The organism is Streptomyces coryli (assembly GCF_011044975.1).
Classification (GTDB): Bacteria; Actinomycetota; Actinomycetes; order Streptomycetales; family Streptomycetaceae; genus Streptomyces; species Streptomyces coryli.
Genome location: NZ_JAAKZV010000090.1, coordinates 1 through 15,997, shown reverse-complemented (window position 1 = coordinate 15,997; position 15,997 = coordinate 1). Strand labels below are relative to the sequence as shown.

At 70.0% G+C, this 15,997-nt stretch carries 13 protein-coding genes; 4 read left to right on the top strand and 9 right to left on the bottom strand.

Translation table 11 applies throughout. The annotated features are described in order from the left end of the window. Positions 1-234: 234 nt before the first annotated feature. Entirely contained in the window at positions 235-1,374 is a 1,140-nt protein-coding gene (gene rho, locus G5C51_RS20545) for a transcription termination factor Rho (RefSeq protein WP_165239509.1), read from the top strand. Here rho and G5C51_RS20540 read toward each other — a convergent pair whose 3' ends face one another. Both G5C51_RS20540 and G5C51_RS20535 read right to left on the bottom strand, forming a co-directional pair. Continuing rightward, the gene (locus G5C51_RS20540; protein WP_165239507.1) at positions 1,375-2,226 is read right to left on the bottom strand and encodes an ABC transporter permease; all 852 of its coding nucleotides are present in this window, start codon (positions 2,224-2,226) and stop codon (positions 1,375-1,377) included. It lies immediately after the preceding gene. After that, on the bottom strand, positions 2,223-3,224 hold the full coding sequence (locus G5C51_RS20535) for an ATP-binding cassette domain-containing protein (protein WP_165239505.1): 1,002 nt from the start codon (positions 3,222-3,224) through the stop codon (positions 2,223-2,225). Before G5C51_RS20535 ends, G5C51_RS20540 begins: the two co-directional genes overlap by 4 nt. Positions 3,225-3,459: 235 nt before the next feature. Between G5C51_RS20535 and G5C51_RS20530 the strand changes: the two genes are divergently transcribed. Together G5C51_RS20530 and G5C51_RS20525 are read left to right on the top strand one after the other, a co-directional pair. Next, positions 3,460-4,800, top strand: coding sequence for an Ig-like domain-containing protein (locus G5C51_RS20530; protein WP_165239503.1), 1,341 nt, complete (start codon positions 3,460-3,462; stop codon positions 4,798-4,800). Positions 4,801-4,865: 65 nt separating this feature from the next. Further along, the gene (locus G5C51_RS20525; protein WP_165239501.1) at positions 4,866-7,841 is read left to right on the top strand and encodes a glycine--tRNA ligase; all 2,976 of its coding nucleotides are present in this window, start codon (positions 4,866-4,868) and stop codon (positions 7,839-7,841) included. 105 nt (positions 7,842-7,946) lie between these two features. Here the strand turns inward: G5C51_RS20525 and pstB are convergent, their stop codons facing one another. The 6 genes from pstB to G5C51_RS20495 all read right to left on the bottom strand — a co-directional run bounded on the left by pstB (position 7,947) and on the right by G5C51_RS20495 (position 14,103). Then, positions 7,947-8,723: a phosphate ABC transporter ATP-binding protein PstB gene (pstB, locus tag G5C51_RS20520; RefSeq protein ID WP_165239499.1), complete on the bottom strand. Its 777-nt coding sequence runs from the start codon at positions 8,721-8,723 to the stop codon at positions 7,947-7,949. 66 nt (positions 8,724-8,789) lie between these two features. Beyond that, positions 8,790-9,857, bottom strand: coding sequence for a phosphate ABC transporter permease PstA (gene pstA / locus G5C51_RS20515; protein ID WP_165239497.1), 1,068 nt, complete (start codon positions 9,855-9,857; stop codon positions 8,790-8,792). Next, on the bottom strand, positions 9,854-10,837 hold the full coding sequence (pstC, locus tag G5C51_RS20510; protein ID WP_165239494.1) for a phosphate ABC transporter permease subunit PstC: 984 nt from the start codon (positions 10,835-10,837) through the stop codon (positions 9,854-9,856). The genes pstA and pstC overlap by 4 nt, the downstream gene beginning before the upstream one ends. Positions 10,838-10,955: 118 nt before the next feature. Beyond that, positions 10,956-12,083: a phosphate ABC transporter substrate-binding protein PstS gene (gene pstS / locus G5C51_RS20505; protein WP_165239492.1), complete on the bottom strand. Its 1,128-nt coding sequence runs from the start codon at positions 12,081-12,083 to the stop codon at positions 10,956-10,958. Between the two features lie 272 nt (positions 12,084-12,355). Further along, positions 12,356-13,096 carry a response regulator transcription factor gene (locus G5C51_RS20500; RefSeq protein ID WP_165239490.1) on the bottom strand — a complete coding sequence of 247 codons (741 nt, stop codon included), beginning with the start codon at positions 13,094-13,096 and terminating at the stop codon, positions 12,356-12,358. Next, positions 13,096-14,103, bottom strand: coding sequence for a phosphate ABC transporter substrate-binding protein PstS family protein (locus G5C51_RS20495; protein ID WP_206314105.1), 1,008 nt, complete (start codon positions 14,101-14,103; stop codon positions 13,096-13,098). Before G5C51_RS20495 ends, G5C51_RS20500 begins: the two co-directional genes overlap by 1 nt. Positions 14,104-14,345: 242 nt before the next feature. Here G5C51_RS20495 and G5C51_RS20490 point away from each other — a divergent pair, with 242 nt between their 5' ends. Next, the gene (locus G5C51_RS20490) at positions 14,346-15,245 is read left to right on the top strand and encodes a DUF3626 domain-containing protein (protein ID WP_165239488.1); all 900 of its coding nucleotides are present in this window, start codon (positions 14,346-14,348) and stop codon (positions 15,243-15,245) included. Here G5C51_RS20490 and G5C51_RS20485 read toward each other — a convergent pair. After that, a complete protein-coding gene (locus tag G5C51_RS20485) occupies positions 15,233-15,835 on the bottom strand; it encodes a Uma2 family endonuclease (RefSeq protein WP_165239486.1) in 603 nt (200 codons plus the stop codon). The genes G5C51_RS20490 and G5C51_RS20485 overlap by 13 nt on opposite strands. Between the last annotated feature and the right edge of the window lie 162 nt (positions 15,836-15,997).

Here is a 15,997-nt window from a genome sequence, read left to right as displayed (position 1 = left end):
CACATTCGCCCCGCCGACAGGGTGCTACTCTGCCCGTAGCACGTGATAGCCCGCCGACGTCGATCGGCGCCCGTGCCACTTCATTCGGCTCCTGGATTTCGGAGTCCTTCTGAATCGCTCTCCCAGCCGGAGCCTCTCTTTTACGCCGCGGCGCGCAGCCGCGCCGTATCCGCGTGACGCCCGCCGCACAGCGGCCCGCGTTTCCTGCCATTCCGTCCTGAAAGGACAACTCCCATGAACACCACAGAACTTGAACCAACCCATGTGTCCGGCGTCGTCGACCTCGCCGGGAGCAACGGCTTCCTCCGCACGGAGGGACTGCTCCCCGGGCCGGACGACGTGCACATCCCGCAGAATCTGATCCGCCGCCACGGCCTCCGCCGCGGCGACCTCGTCGCCGGCACCGTGAAGCCCGCGGGCGGCGGCCGTGACGGCCGCAAGGCCCCGCCGCTCGACCGCGTCGACAGCGTCAACGGCGGCTCCCCCGAAGTCGCCGCCAGGCGGCCGAAGTTCGCCGACCTCACCCCCCTCTACCCGCAGGACCGGATCCGGCTCGAGAACGGCGCCGCCGGCCTCACCAACCGGGTCATCGACCTGGTCTCGCCCGTCGGCAAGGGCCAGCGCGGCATGATCGTCGCGCCGCCGAAGACCGGCAAGACCATGATCCTGCAGTCGATCGCCGCCGCGATCGAGACCAATCACCCCGAGTGCCACCTGATGGTGGTGCTGCTGGACGAGCGGCCCGAAGAGGTGACCGACATGCGCCGCACCATCACGAGCGGCGAGGTGCTGGCCTCCACCTTCGACCGTCCCGCCAAGGACCACACCACCCTCGCCGACCTCGCGATCGAGCGCGCGAAGCGCATGGTCGAGGAGGGCAAGGACGTCGTCATCCTGCTCGACTCCCTGACCCGGCTGTGCCGCGCGTACAACAACAGCGCGCCCGGCAACGGCCGTACGCTCTCCGGCGGCGTCGACGCCGGCGCCCTGCACCACCCGAAGCGGATCTTCGGCGCCGCCCGCAACATCGAGGACGGCGGCTCGCTCACCATCCTCGCCACCGCCCTCGTCGAGACCGGCTCGCGCGCCGACGACTACTACTTCGAGGAGCTGAAGTCCACCGGCAACATGGAGCTGCGCCTCGACCGCTCCCTCGCCGACAAGCGGGTCTTCCCGGCCGTCGACGTGGACCCCTCCGGCACCCGCCGCGAGGAGATCATCACCTCCACCGAGGAGCTGGACGCCGTACGCCGGCTGCGCCGGGCGCTGTCCGAGCGCGACGGCCAGGGCACGGAGCTGCTGCTCACCCAGCTGAAGAAGACCGACTCCAACGCGGCCTTCCTGCGCCAGCTGTCCCTGACCACCGCCGCATGATCACTTGCGGGTGTACAGCCGCATCGTGATCGGCCCGAAGATGGCGATGAACACCCCGGCCCAGCCCAGCGTCCAGGCGATCTCGGTGGCCGGCCAGTCGCCGTCCATCAGGCCGCGGACCGCGTTCGTGAGGTGCGTGACCGGCGAGTTGTTGACGAAGGCCTGCAGCCAGCCCGGCATGGTCTTCGGCTCGACGAAGATATTGCTGAGGAACGTCAGCGGGAACAGGAACATCATGCTGACGCCCATGACGGACTTCTCGCTCCGCAGCAGCAGCCCGAACATCGTCCACACCCACGAGAACGCAAACGAGAACACGATCAGCAGCGCCACCCCGAGCAGCACGCCCACGAACCCGCCGTCCGGCCGGAAGCCGATGGCCAGGCCGACCGCGAGCATCACGATCGACGCGATCGTGTAGCGCAGCGCGTCGCCGAGCAGATAGCCGACCATCACCGACGGCCGCCAGATCGGCAGCGTACGGAACCGGTCGAAGACGCCCTTCTCGATATCGGTGTTGACCGAGACGCCCGTGTACATCGTGATCATCACGACGCTCATCACCAGGATGCCGGGCAGCAGGAACTGCACATACGCGTCCACGGAGCCGGCCAGCGCGCCCCCGAAGAGGTACGTGTACATCAGCACCATCATGATCGGGAAAGCCGTGACGTCGAAGAGCTGCTCCGGCACATGCTTGATCTTCAGAATCGCCCGCCACCCGAAGGTGATCGACGTGGACAGCGCGCTCGGCCGCGGCGGCCGGTCCTTCGCGACCAGCAGTTCGGCGAGCGTCTCGGTGGCGACCGGCGCCAGTTCTTCGGTGCTACGGGTCTCGGCTGCGGTACTCATGCGACGACCTCCTCGTCTGCGGTGGCCACTGCGGGCCGGTCGGTCAGCGCCAGGAACACCTCGTCCAGACTGGGCTGGCCCAGCGCGAAGTTGTCGACGGTGATACCCGCGCGGGCGAGCTCGCTCAGCACCCGGGACGCCTGCTCGGCGGCCTGCTCACCATTGCCGTCCGTGCCGACCCTGGCGGTCAGCGCCACCGGGTCCGGCTCCAGCTGCACCTGCGCGTCCAGGCAGTGCGCCAGCACCCGCTCGGCCTCCGGCCGCTGCTCGGCCTCGCGCAGCCGCAGATGCACGGACCCGGCGCCGACGGACGCCTTCAGCTCGCCCTTGGTGCCCTCGGCGATGACCTTGCCCTTGTCGATGACGGCGATACGGGAGGCGAGCTGATCGGCCTCGTCCAGGTACTGGGTGGTGAGCAGCACGGTGGTCCCCTGCGCGACCACCGCCCGCACGATGTCCCACACCTGATTGCGGCTGCGCGGGTCGAGCCCGGTCGTCGGCTCGTCGAGAAAGAGCAGATCAGGAGTCGACAGAATCGACGCCGCGATGTCGATCCGGCGCCGCATACCGCCCGAGTAGTGCTTCACCTGCTTCCCGGCCGCATCCGTCAGCCCGAAGGCCTCCAGCAGCTGCGCCGACCGCGAGCGGGCCTGCGGCTTACCGTGCCCCAGCAGGCGCCCGAGGAGGATCAGATTCTCGGTGCCGGTCAGATCCTCGTCCACCGACGCGTACTGCCCGGTGAGGCTGACCCGGCTGCGCACCGCGTCCGCCTCCCGGACCACGTCATGCCCGAAGACATGCGCCTCGCCGCCGTCAGGGCGCAGCAGCGTGGCCAGCATCTTCACCGTCGTGGTCTTCCCGGCGCCATTGGGCCCGAGCACCCCGTACACCGTGCCGCGCGGCACGGTCAGGTCCACGCCGTCCACGGCGCGGGTCTCGCCGAAGACCTTCACGAGACCGGCGGTCTCGATCGCCGGGCCTTTCGGGTCGTACGCCATGAGTCGTCCTCTCGACTGGCGGGCCATCCGGCCCCGTTCTCCTTGGGCACCACTCTCGGACCTGAAGCAAAGTTCAGGTCAAGAAGTTCCCATAGGGATGGACTCCGCTGCCAAGCATTTCTCATCGCACTGACAACGGCGGGTCGAGCGGTGACGAAATCGCGCCCGGCGGCGCTCTGGAGGTGGGGTCCCCGCCGGGGCCCCTTCGTTCGTCCTCCCGAAGGGACACACGTACGTGCACAAGCACAGACGCGCGGCGGGCACGATGCTCGCCACCGCCCTCCTGGCGCTCCCCGCCCTCTCACTCGGCACCGCGACGCCGGCCGCCGCCGCGGACACCACTACGCCGCTGGGCCTGGCTTCTTACGCCGATTTCGCCGTCGACGACGCCCACCGCCAGGTCTTCATCAGCGACCCGGAGGGCGGCACGGTCGTCGTCACCGACTACGCCGGCCAGGTCGTCAAGCGGATCACCGGTACGAGCGGCGCCCGCGGGCTCGCGGTCTCCGCGGACTCCGGCGAGGTCTACGTCGCGCTCACCGGAGCGAGCGCCATCGCCGAGATCGACACCGCCTCGCTGACCGAGACCCGCCGCTACGACACCGGCACCGGCATCCAGCCGCGGCATCTCGCGGCCGGTGCCGACGGCACGGTCTGGATGGGCTACGACCGCGACGGCAGCTTCGGCGGCCTCGGCTCCCTGACCCCGGGCACCGACCCTGCCGTCAGCCTCGACCTGACCTCCTTCTGGTACTCGGCGCCGCTGCTGGCCACCTCGAAGGCCGCGCCGGACGTCCTGATCGCGAGCAACACCGATCTGAGTCCCGCCACCCTCGGGTCGTACGACGTGAGTTCCGGCAAGCCGGTCGAGCAGGCGCTGGTCACGAACCCCGGCGACGGCGGCTGCTCGGACAACAACGACCTCGCCCTCACCCCGGACGGACAGCACGTCGTCACGGCCTGCGGATCGCCGTACAAGCACCAGGTCCTGCGCACGTCCGACCTGTCGTTCAGCGACGCGTACCCCACCGGCGCCTACCCCGGCTCGGCGGCCGTCTCCGGCTCGGGCACCGTCGCCGCGGGCCTGAGCTCGAGCGGAAGCATCCAGATCTACCGTGAGGGCGCCGACACCGCGCTGCGCACCTACGGGGTGGGATCGGGCAATCACAGCCTGGCGCGCGCCGGTCTGGCCTGGGCCCCCGAGGGCGGCACGCTCTTCGCCGTCACCGTCGGCATCTACGGCGAGAACCCCCTCCTGCACGTGCTGCAGGACGCCGACAAGGCCCCGTCAGAGCTCACCCTCCAGGCCCCGGCCACCGCGCCGGCCGGCAACCGGCTCACCGTGACCGGCACGCTCACCTCCGCCGAGGCCCTCGCCTCCGGCACCGAGGTCAAGGTCGAGCGCACGGACGCGAACGGGACGAAGACCCTCGGCAGCTACCCCGTGGCCGCCGACGGCACCTTCAAGTTCACCGACCGCCCGCGGACCGCGGGCACCGTCACCTACACCGTGACGTACGCGGGCGACGCCACCCACCTCGGCGCGACCGCCACGGCCACCGTCCAGGTGTCCTGACCCCCGGCGGGCCGCCTCCGGTTAATCCGGCGGCGGCTCGCCGTACGGCCGTGCCAGACTGCTGCATGGTCACCATGCAGGACGCACTGCTCGCGCTGAACGCCTACTGGACCGAGCGCGGCTGCCTGACCGCGCAGCCGATGAACAGCGAGGTCGGCGCGGGTACGTTGAATCCCGCGACCTTCCTGCGGGTGCAGGGTCCTGAGCCGTGGCGGGTGGCCTATACGGAGCCCAGCGTGCGGCCGGACGACAGCCGCTACGGGGAGAATCCGAACCGGCTGCAGACCCACACCCAGTACCAGGTCATCCTCAAGCCCGAGCCGGGCGACGCCCAGGAGCTCTACCTCGGCAGCCTCAAAGCCCTCGGCATCGACACCGCCGCCCACGACATCCGCTTCGTCGAGGACAACTGGGCCTCGCCCGCGCTGGGCGCCTGGGGACTTGGGTGGGAGGTATGGCTGGACGGTCTTGAGATCACCCAGTTCACCTACTTCCAGCAGGCCGGCGGGATCGCCCTCGACCCGGTGAGCGTGGAGATCACGTACGGGATCGAGCGGATCCTGATGGCGCTGCAGGGCGTCGGGCACTTCAAGGACATCGCGTACGCGGACGGGATCTCGTACGGGGAGATCTTCGGCCAGGCCGAGTACGAGATGAGCCGCTACTACCTCGACGACGCCGACATCGAGGCGAACCGCACCCTCTTCGAGACCTATGCCGGGGAGGCCCGGCGGATGCTGGCCGCGCGGCTTCCCGTCCCCGCCTATTCGTACGTGCTCAAGTGCTCGCACACCTTCAATGTCCTCGACGCCCGCGGCGCCATCTCCACCACCGAGCGGGCCCGCGCCTTCGCGCGGATGCGGCGACTGGCGCACGAGGCGGCGCAGTTGTGGGCGGAGCGGCGCACGGAGCTCGGGCATCCGCTGGGGCTCGTACAAGCGCCGGAGGCGCCCGAGCTGCGGCCCGAGGCCGTCGACGAGGTGGACGGACCGCAGACGCTGATCTTCGAGATCGGCGTCGAGGAGCTGCCTGCCGCCGAGGTCGGCCGGTCGGCGGAGGCCGTACGGGCGGCGCTGGAAACCCTGCTGGCGGGCACCCGGCTGCGGACGACCGGGCTCTACGTGAAGGCCACGCCGCGGCGCATCGTCGCGATGCTCGGCGGGGTGGAGCCGTACGAGGACGACCGGGAGGAGACGGCGCGCGGCCCGCGGGTGGCCGCCGCGTACGACGAGCAGGGCCAACCCACCGCCGCCGCCCGGGGGTTCGCCCGCGGCCAGGGCCTCGACGTCGCCGACCTCGGCCGCGCCCGCTACGGGGCGCACGAGCACGTCACCGCCACCCGCCGGGTCACCGGCCGCCCGGCGGCCACCGTCCTCGCCGAGCTGCTGCCGCAGATCGTCACCGGGCTGCGGGCGGAGAAGAACATGCGCTGGCAGGCGGCGGGACTGTCGTTCAGCCGCCCCGTGCGCTGGCTGCTCGCGCTGCTCGGCGACGACGTGGTGCCCTTCACGGCGGGCAATCTCGCCTCCGGCCGCACCACTTACCTGCACCGGACGGCCGCGCAGCCGGCCGTGGACGTGGCGACCGCGTACGAGTACTGGGCGTTCCTCGCCGAGCACGGCGTGATCGCCGACGGCGGGACGCGGCGCCGTCTCGTCGCCCGGCACGCCGTCGCCCTCGCCGAGCGGGCCGGCGGGACGGTCGACACCACGGCCGAGGCCGCGCTGGTCGAGGAGATCGCCGACCTCGTCGAGTATCCGACGGCGATCCTCGGCTCCTTCGAGCCGCGCTATCTGGAGCTTCCGGCCGCGGTCCTCACCACCGTCATGCGCAAGCACCAGCGCTATCTGCCGGTCCAGGACGCCGGCGGCGCGCTGCTGCCGCACTTCGTCGTCATCGCGAACGGCGAGTGCGACCACGATCTCGTACGGGCCGGGAACGAGGCGGTGCTGCGGGCCCGTTACGAGGACGCGGCCTTCTTCTGGCGCGCGGACCTGGAGACGCCGCTCGACGCCATGAAACAGCGGCTCCACCTCCTCACCTTCGAGGAGCGGCTCGGCTCCATGGCCGACCGCGCCGACCGCATCGCCGCCGTCGCCCGCCGCCTGAGCGGGGCCGTCGAGCTCAGCGGCGAAGAGCGCTCGACGCTCGAAAGGGCCGCCCAGCTCGCCAAGTTCGACCTCGGCTCGCAGATGGTCACCGAGCTCTCCAGCCTCGCCGGCGTCATGGCCCGCGCCTACGCCCTCCGCGCCGGCGAACCCGAACCCGTGGCCCAGGCGCTCCACGAGACGGAGCTCCCCCGCTCCGCCGCCGACGCCGTCCCCGACTCGCTCCCCGGCGCCCTGCTCGCCCTCGCCGACCGCTTCGACCTCCTCGCCGGCCTCTTCGCGCTCGGCTCCGCGCCGACCGGCAGCTCCGATCCGTACGGGCTGCGCCGCGCCGCACTCGGCGTCGTCGCGATCCTGCGCCGGCACCCGCGGCTCGCCGGGCTCACCGTCGCCGACGGGCTCGCGGCGGCCGCCGCCGAGCAGCCGGTCGCGGTGAGCGCCGAAGTCCGCGCCGAGGCCGAGCTGTTCGTACGGCGCCGCCTGGAGCAGCTGCTGCTCGAGCGCGGGCACGCCGTCGATCACGTACGGGCCGTGCTGCCGGTCGCCGCCTCGCCGGCCCGCGCCGAGAAGCTCCTCGCGGAGCTGGAGAAGCTCGCGGGCACGGAAGAGTTCGCACAGGTCGCGGCGGCCGTGCAGCGGGTCAGGCGGATCGTGCCCGCGGGCACCCCGGCCGGCTACGACCTCACCCTCTTCGCCGACCCCGCCGAGGAGGCCGTCCACCACGAACTGCAGCGCACCCGCGGCGCCCTGGCCGACACCACCGGGCCTGCCCGCTTCACCGCCGAGGCGCAGCGGCTCACCGCCGCCGTGAACCGCTTCTTCGACGAGGTGCTGGTGATGGCCGAGGACCCGGCCGTACGGGCCAACCGCCTCGGGCTGCTGGCATCCGTCCAGGCCCTCGCCGACCCGGTGCTGCGCTGGGAGCAGCTATAGCCGAAAAAGGGGCGGCCCCGCCCCCTCGCACGCCGGGGGCGGGACCTGACGTCCCGCGGCGGCACCGCCATGCAGCGCCGCAGGACGGGCTCTTGCGCCGGCGGCCTAGCCGAAGCGGCCGGAGACGTAGTCCTCGGTGGCCTGGACCGACGGGTTCGAGAAGATCCGCTCGGTGTCGTCGATCTCGATGAGCTTGCCGGGCTGGCCGACGGCCGCGAGGTTGAAGAAGGCCGTACGGTCCGAGACCCGGGCCGCCTGCTGCATGTTGTGGGTGACGATGACGATCGTGTACTTCTTCTTCAGCTCGCCGATCAGGTCCTCGATGGCGATGGTGGAGATCGGGTCCAGGGCCGAGCAGGGCTCGTCCATGAGCAGCACCTGCGGCTCCACCGCGATCGCCCGCGCGATGCACAGGCGCTGCTGCTGGCCGCCGGACAGACCCGAACCCGGGCGGTTCAGGCGGTCCTTGACCTCGTTCCAGAGGTTGGCGCCCTTCAGGGACTTCTCGACGACCGCGTCCAGCTCGGACTTCTTGTAGCGCCCGTTGAGCTTCAGGCCCGCCGCCACGTTGTCGTAAATGGACATCGTGGGGAAGGGGTTGGGGCGCTGGAAGACCATCCCGACCGTGCGGCGGACCGCGACCGGGTCCACGCCGGGGGCGTACAGGTCCTCGTCGTCCAGCATCACCTTGCCCTCGACGTGGGCCCCTGCGGCGACCTCGTGCATGCGGTTGAGGGTGCGCAGGAAGGTGGACTTGCCGCAGCCGGACGGGCCGATAAAGGCCGTGACCGACTTGGGCTCTACGGTCATCGAGATGTCCTCGATGGCCTTGAACTTGCCGTAGTAGGCGCTGAGGCTGCCGATGTCTATGCGCTTGGCCATGGCTACTTCACTTCTTTCGCTATCGCTGAGGTGCCGCGTCAGCGGCTGGCCCGGCGGCGGAGCCGGCTATCGATGCTGCGGGGCCTTCCAGCGGGCGATGCCGCGGGCCACCAGGTTGAGGATCATGACGAAGGCGATCAGCACGAGGGCGGCTGCCCACGCGCGGTCGTAGCTCGCCTCGTTGCCGTTGGCCCACTGCTCGTAGATGAACAGGGGCAGGCCCGCCTGGGCGCCGTCGAAGGGGTTGCCGTTGATCACCGGGTTGCCGAAGACCAGCAGCAGCAGCGGCGCGGACTCACCCGCGATACGGGCGATGGCCAGCATGACGCCGGTGGTGATGCCGCCGATGGACGTGGGCAGCACGACCTTCATGATGGTCTTCCACTTGGGCACGCCGAGGGCGTACGACGCCTCGCGCAGCTCGTTGGGTACGAGCTTCAGCATCTCCTCGGTGGAGCGGACCACGACCGGCATCATCAGGATGGACAGCGCCATGGCGCCGGCCAGGCCGGAGTAGCTGAACCCCAGCATCATGATCCACAGGCTGAGGATGAACAGACCCGCGACGATCGACGGGATACCCGTCATGACGTCCACGAAGAACGTGACCGCCTTGGCCAGCTTGCCCTTGCCGTACTCGACCAGATAGATCGCGGTCAGCAGGCCGATGGGGGCGGAGATCAGCGTCGCGATGCCGACCTGCTCCAGGGTGCCGAGGATCGCGTGGTATACGCCGCCGCCGGGCTGGATGGTCACCACGCCCGACATGGAGTGGGTGAGGAAGTAGGCGTCCAGGACCTTGATGCCGCGGCTGACCGTCTCCCAGATCAGCGAGGCCAGCGGGATCACGGCCAGCAGGAACGCCACCCAGACCATGGAGGTCGCGAAGCGGTCCTTGGCCTGCCGCTTGCCCTCCACGGTGGCGGATATCGCGTACGAGGCGAGCACGAACAGCAGCGCCGCGATGAGGCCCCACTGGATGCGGGAGCTGAGTCCGGCGACCGTGCCGATGCCCACGCCGACGGCTGCGGCGCCAAGGGCGATGCCGGCCGGGGCCCACTTGGGCAGCCGGGGCTGGTGGATGCCGAGCGCGTCCGTCTGCTCGGTGGCGGGAAGGGTCGTAGTAGCCGTCATGCGTTGGCCCCCGAGTACTCCTTGCGGCGGGCGATGATCAGGCGGGCCGCGCCGTTCACGATCAGCGTGATGACGAACAGCACCAGGCCGGAGGCGATCAGCGCGTCACGGCCGAAGCTGCCGGCCTCCTTGAAGGCGCTCGCGATGTTCTGCGCGAAGGTGCCGCCGCCCGGGTCGAGGATCTTCGCGGACAGCACCGCGGAGGGGGACAGCACGGTGGCGACGGCCATCGTCTCGCCGAGCGCGCGGCCGAGGCCCAGCATCGAGGCCGAGATAACGCCGCTGCGGCCGAAGGGGATGACCGCCATGCGGATGACCTCCCAGCGGGTGGCGCCGAGCGCCAGAGCCGCCTCCTCCTGCATCTTGGGCGCCTGCGCGAAGACTTCGCGGGAGACGTTGGTGATGATCGGCAGGATCATCACCGCGAGCAGGATGCCGACCGTCATCAGCGACCGCGGCGCGCCGCCCTGGTACTCCAGGAAGCCGGTCCAGCCGAAGTAGTCGTTGAGCCAGCTGTAGAAGCCGGTCAGATGCGGGACGAGGAAGAGCGCGCCCCAGAGGCCGTAGACGATCGAGGGGACCGCGGCCAGCAGGTCGATGACGTACGCGATCGGGCCGGAGAGCTTGCGCGGCGCGTAATGCGTGATGAAGAGCGCGATGCCGACCGCCACCGGGACGGCGATGACCATCGCGATGACCGACGAGACGATCGTGCCGAAGACCAGCACCGCGATGCCGAAGGACGGCGGGGTGGCGTTGGCGTTCCACTCGAAGGTCGTGAAGAAGTTGCCCTCGTTCTCGGATATCGCGTTGATCGCGCGGACCGTCAGGAAGACGGCTATCGCGGCCATGATGACGAGGAGCAGGATCCCGGCGCCGCGGGACAGGCCGCTGAAGACCTTGTCGCCGACGCGGCCGGTGGAAGTGGATTCGGAGGGCGCCGGGGGCGGCGCCACAGGGGTGTCCGTTGTTGTGCTCATCTCTTCTCCGGTCTGGTGTGGGGCGGCGGCTTGACTCGAAGCCGCCCCGGCGGCGGTGCACCGGACGGGGCGGCCGGGCCCCGGTGGCCAGAAGGTCACCGGGGCCGGCCGTACCGGGTCAGGACAGGGAGTTCACCGTCGAGCGGACCTTGGTGGCGACCTCGGCGGGCAGCGGCGCGTAGCCGAGCTTCACGAGGGACGACTGGCCCTGCTCACTGGCGGCGTAGGCGAGGAAGGACTTGGTGGCCTTCAGCGTCTCCGCCTTGTTGCCCTTGTCGCAGGCGATCTCGTAGGTGAGGAGCGTGATCGGGTACGCGCTCGCCGCCTTGGTGGTGTAGTCGAGCTCCATGGCGAGGTCGTTGCCCTTGCCGGTCACCTTGGCCGCGGCGATCGCCTTGGAGGCGTTGTCCGTGCTGGCCTCGACCGGCTCGCCGGCACCCGTGTCGATCTTCGCCGTGGGGATCTCGTTGCCGGTGGCGTACGACAGCTCGACGTAAGAGATGCTGCCCGCAGTCTGCTTGACCTGGGAGGCGACGCCGGAGGAGCCGTCGGCGGCCTGGCCGGACTGGTTCGGCCACTTCTTGTCCGGCTCGTACTTCCAGGACTTCGGCGCGGCGGCCTGCAGGTACTTGGTGAGGTTGTCGGTGGTGCCCGACTCGTCCGAGCGGTGGAACGCCTGGATCTTGGAGCCCGGGAGCTTCGCCTCCGGGTTCAGCTTCTTGATGGCGGCGTCGTTCCACTTGGTGATCTTGCCGTCGAAGATCTTGGCGAGGGTGTCCGCGTCCAGGACGAGGTCGTCCACGCCCTCGACGTTGTACGTGATCGCGATCGGGCCGCCGAGCATCGGCAGGTTCACGCCCTGGCCGCCCTTGCAGATCTTCTTGGAGGCGGCGACCTCCTCCGGCTTCATGGCGGAGTCGGAGCCGGCGAAGGAGACCTTGCCGGAGTTGAACGCCTCGATGCCGGCGCCGGAGCCGTTGGCCTGGTAGTTGATCGTCACGCCGGAGCAGGCGGCCGAGTAGTCCTTCGACCACTGGTCGATGGCGTTCTTCTGGGCCGTGGAGCCGGCCGCGAGGAGCTGGCCCTCGCCGGCGCACTTGATCTTGCTCGCGGCGCCGGCATTGCCCTTGTCGCCGCCACCACCCGCGTTGTCGTCCGAGCCGCACGCCGTGAGGACCAGGGCGCCGGACACGGCGACGGCGCCAAGGGTTACGGCGCGGAGCCGGTTCTTGCGCTGCAGCTTCACTTTCTGTGTTCCTTCCTGAGGCCGCCACCCGTTGGCGGCGTGCGTAGCGTCGGTGGGCTCGGCATTCACTTGCCGGTCACCGTGGCCGAAATTAGGGACGGCCGATGAAGTGGCCGATGGGGGAAGGTGAACGACGGGCGAACTCCCGCCGTCCATGCGGTGCCTCGCGCCCAACGATCTGCTGGATCGGGCGTGTTAGTCGTGACATGGCACCTCCTGTCCGTTTTCTTCCATGTGTCTGTGGGGGGTGTCCTGCGGGGGGCCTGCGGGGGTCAGAGGGCCGGCGGCACGAAGCGGTAGCCGACGTTGCGGACCGTGAGGATGACCCCGGGATGGTGCGGGTCGTCGCCGATACGGTCGCGGAGCCGCCGTATATGAACGGCGATGGTGTTGGACTTGGGCGCGCTGGTGCCCCACAGCTCGGCGCTGATCTGGTCGCGGGTGACGACCTTCTCCGCGTTCGCCACGAGCAGGTGCAGCAGCTTGAACTCCCGCAGCGGCAGCTGCACAAGCCGCCCGCGCACCCGCGCCTCGAAGGTGGCCGGATTGATCGTGTACGGGCCCGAGCTGACCTCGGCCTCCATGGGCGCCGGCGCCTGCGCGGCGCCGCCGAGCAGCTTCAGCACCTCGTACGGGCGGTACGGGCGGGCCACGCAGGCGCTGGCGCCCGCGGTCAGCGCCGCCACCGCCTCCTCGGCGTCGTCGGGCCCCACGCCGATGACGACCGGCGTCGCGCACCGCCGCCGTACCACCTCGACCACCTGCGGCCCCGGCACCAGCGGCAGTTTGGCGCTCACCAGCACCGCCTCGGGGGCCTGCAGCCCGGTCTGCAGCAGCGCCTCGGCACCGTCGGCGCAGAACACCACCTTGATCTGGTGGCCTGCGAGGTGTTCGGCGAGGTCGTGGGCTATCTGCTCGTCGGGGTCGGCGAGCACGAGTATCCGGTCGCCCTTGCCGCGCTGCGCGGGCAGCGCCGCGTGCAGCGGGGCAACGGCCTGCTGATCAGCCACCATCAGGAGTCCTTCATCTTCGCGAGCCCCGACTTCAGCTCGGCCGCCTGCTTCTTGCTGAGGGGCAGATAGTGCGCGGCCTTCGCGGCGGCGGCGTGGTGGCGCAGATAGAACTCCACGAACTGCCGTACCTCGTCGCGCTTCAGCGACTTGTCGGACGTATAGATGTAAAGCGGGCGGGAGAGCGCGGCATACGTGCCGTTCTGCACCGTCCTGGTGCTCGGCGAGACGCAGCCGTCGCCGGAGTCGACCGCGAGCGCTCTGAGGGTGTCGCGGTGCTGCTCGTAGTACGTGTACGGCAGATAGCCCAGGCCGACCTTGTCGCCGCCGAGCGCCTTGGCGACCTGGCCGCCGGTGTCGGAGATGTCGTAGTCGGCGCGGGAGGCCTTCTCCTCGCCGTTGATGGTCTCGGTGAAGAAGTCGAAGGTGCCGTGCTCGGTGCCGGGGCCGAAGAGGTGCAGCGGCTTGTCGGGGAGTTCGGAGTCGATCTGGTTCCAGCGCTTGATCTCGGAGCCCGGCTCCCAGATGCGCTTGAGGTTCTTCACCGAGATGCAGTCGATCCAGTCGACGGAGCGGGGCACCGCCACGGTCACCGCGTCGTTGGCGACGGGGTACTCCTGGAACTTCACGTTCCAGGTGGCGCACGACCGCTTCTCCGCGTCCTTGATCGGGCGGGAGGCGTCGGAGATGTCCGTACGGCCGCGGCAGAAGCGCTCGAAGCCTGCACCGGTGCCGTTCTCGGAGATCTGCACCCGCGTGCCGTCCTGCTCTTTGGCGTAGAGCTTCCGCGCGGCCTTGGTGAGCGGGGCGACGGTGGTGGAGCCGTCGACGACGACGTCCGCGGCCGGCTTCTCGTCACCGGGCGCCGCGGCGGCGGCTGCCTCTTCGGCACCATCGCCCGTAGAGTCGTCGCTGCCGCAGCCGGCCAGCGCCGCGGCGGCCAGCAGCACCACCGCCGCCACCGCACGGGCGCGGGGCGCGGTTCGCGCCTGGGAGGGGAGCACGTTCACGGCCGTAAGTCCTCGACTCGGGGGATCCGACGGGACTTTGGCCCCGCCTCCGCCTATCGAAGAACCGCCCGGCGGACACCACGGGGTGACGGTGGTTAACGCAAGGTGAACTTCGCAGAGCTACTGCGTGATGCCGTTATCGGCCCGTTATGAAGCTGGGGCACGCGTGAACTGCGGCTCTTTTGTGGCGTTTTCTCCGCTTGGGGCCCGCCGGGTCGATCACGACCGGGAACACTGTGCGGATGAACTCGCCCTCCCCACCAGCCCAGGAACGGGCGCTGAGCCACGTCAAGGAGCTGGCGTCCGGCCCCCCATTGGACCGCACACTGCGGGTGACCCTCAACTTCCACCCGGACCGTCTGCTGCACGGCAAGCCGGTCCTGGACGCCCTGGCCGAGGACGGCGTCTACCGCTCCCAGTTCGTCACCGGAACCAGCAACGGCGGGCTGACCGCGTACCCCGGCGGCGACCGCTGGCGCTGGGAGAGCCGGATCTTCAACGCGGCGTACGACGACGCTCCCGCTCATGAGCGGCCGGTCTACGGCGCCTTGAACTTCCGGCGCAAGCCGGCCGGCGGGGCGCCGCGGTTCGGGTCCGCGCACTTCCGCCTGTCCGCCGATACGTTGCCGCGGACCACGTTCTGCTACCCGGACAGCTTCCTCGAACCCTCCGACTTCGGCGTAGCGGCCCGTATGAGCCTCATCGACCTCGCCCTCGCCGACCGCCAGGACGACCTCGACGACTACATCGAGGCCCAGGTGCACGGCCCGGTGCGACCGGCCCGCGACGCGGAGGCCCTGGTCCTGGACCCCTGCTACCGGGGCACCCCCGTCGAGACCGCAGCCCTGCGCCTAGGCTGCCCCGTCGAATGGCACACCGGCTTCCGCCTCACCGTCCCGGAACTACGCCGCCACCCCGCCTACCGCGGCCAGGAATTCGTCGACCTGGGCACACGCCTCGCAGTCGACGGAGCCCTCGACCCCGCCATCCTCGGCACCGCCTCCCGCACCGGCCACCACGACCCGCAGGCGCTCAAGAAGGTGTGGCACTACCTGGCGCGCTACGGGGCGCCCGGAGCGGACGCCGGTCAGCCGGAGCGCTCAGCGGGCACTCACCAACCCGTCGGACCTCAGCGCATGTAGTCCTTCAGCTTCTCTGTATCGAGAACGATGCCGACCGGCTCGGGGATCGAGACGCTCTCGCCAAAGAGGGCGGAGTGGATATCGCGGTAGCGAGCACTCTTCGCATCCGGGTTGGTGAAAACGGTCACCGTACCCTCGTCGCGGTCGATGAGGAGATACACCGGGATACCCGCTGCGGCGTAGGCTGCCGGCTTCTCCTTCCTGTCACGACGGTCAGTGTCGCGGTCGTGGGAGGTGACCTCCACCGTCATCAGGACCCCATCAGGCTCTGCCCACTCACCCTGGCCCGCGAAGTGTTCGGCGGGTACGAGCGCGGCGTCGGGACGCGCGCGCCCTTCGCGGTAGCGCTCTACCTTGAGCCCTTGCTCGGGTGCCAGATCCAGCTCTGGGCGAGACTGCATGCACCTCCTGAGCAACCAGCTGAAGATGGAGGTGTGATCTCCGTCAGGCACGCGCTTTTCCTCGATCCGGCCGCCGATGAACTCCAGCCTGACGGCGCCCTCGGTTCCGGTCGCCACGTGTCGAGCGATGATCTCGAACATCTCGACCGTCACCTCGGTCGCGTCCGTGCGCTCTGCCATAACCGTCATGGTGCACCCCCTTATGTGCTGCGGCCAGTGTGCACAGCGGCGAGCCGCACGGAAGCATGTCCGGTCGGTGATCACTCCTGTGAGTGATCACCTCACAGTCACACTTCTCTGACGAAGCGTCAGCACACCTCTGGGAACCTCCGCCCGCCCCCGCTACCCTCC

Excerpts from the sequence above, each read along its gene's own strand:
- rho (WP_165239509.1), top strand. The coding sequence starts at position 235 with ATGAACACCACAGAACTTGAACCAACCCATGTGTCCGGCGTCGTCGAC.
- G5C51_RS20540 (WP_165239507.1), bottom strand. The coding sequence starts at position 2,226 with ATGAGTACCGCAGCCGAGACCCGTAGCACCGAAGAACTGGCGCCGGTC.
- G5C51_RS20535 (WP_165239505.1), bottom strand. The coding sequence starts at position 3,224 with ATGGCGTACGACCCGAAAGGCCCGGCGATCGAGACCGCCGGTCTCGTG.
- G5C51_RS20525 (WP_165239501.1), top strand. The coding sequence starts at position 4,866 with ATGGTCACCATGCAGGACGCACTGCTCGCGCTGAACGCCTACTGGACC.
- pstB (WP_165239499.1), bottom strand. The coding sequence starts at position 8,723 with ATGGCCAAGCGCATAGACATCGGCAGCCTCAGCGCCTACTACGGCAAG.
- pstA (WP_165239497.1), bottom strand. The coding sequence starts at position 9,857 with ATGACGGCTACTACGACCCTTCCCGCCACCGAGCAGACGGACGCGCTC.
- pstC (WP_165239494.1), bottom strand. The coding sequence starts at position 10,837 with ATGAGCACAACAACGGACACCCCTGTGGCGCCGCCCCCGGCGCCCTCC.
- G5C51_RS20500 (WP_165239490.1), bottom strand. The coding sequence starts at position 13,096 with ATGGTGGCTGATCAGCAGGCCGTTGCCCCGCTGCACGCGGCGCTGCCC.
- G5C51_RS20490 (WP_165239488.1), top strand. The coding sequence starts at position 14,346 with ATGAACTCGCCCTCCCCACCAGCCCAGGAACGGGCGCTGAGCCACGTC.
- G5C51_RS20485 (WP_165239486.1), bottom strand. The coding sequence starts at position 15,835 with ATGACGGTTATGGCAGAGCGCACGGACGCGACCGAGGTGACGGTCGAG.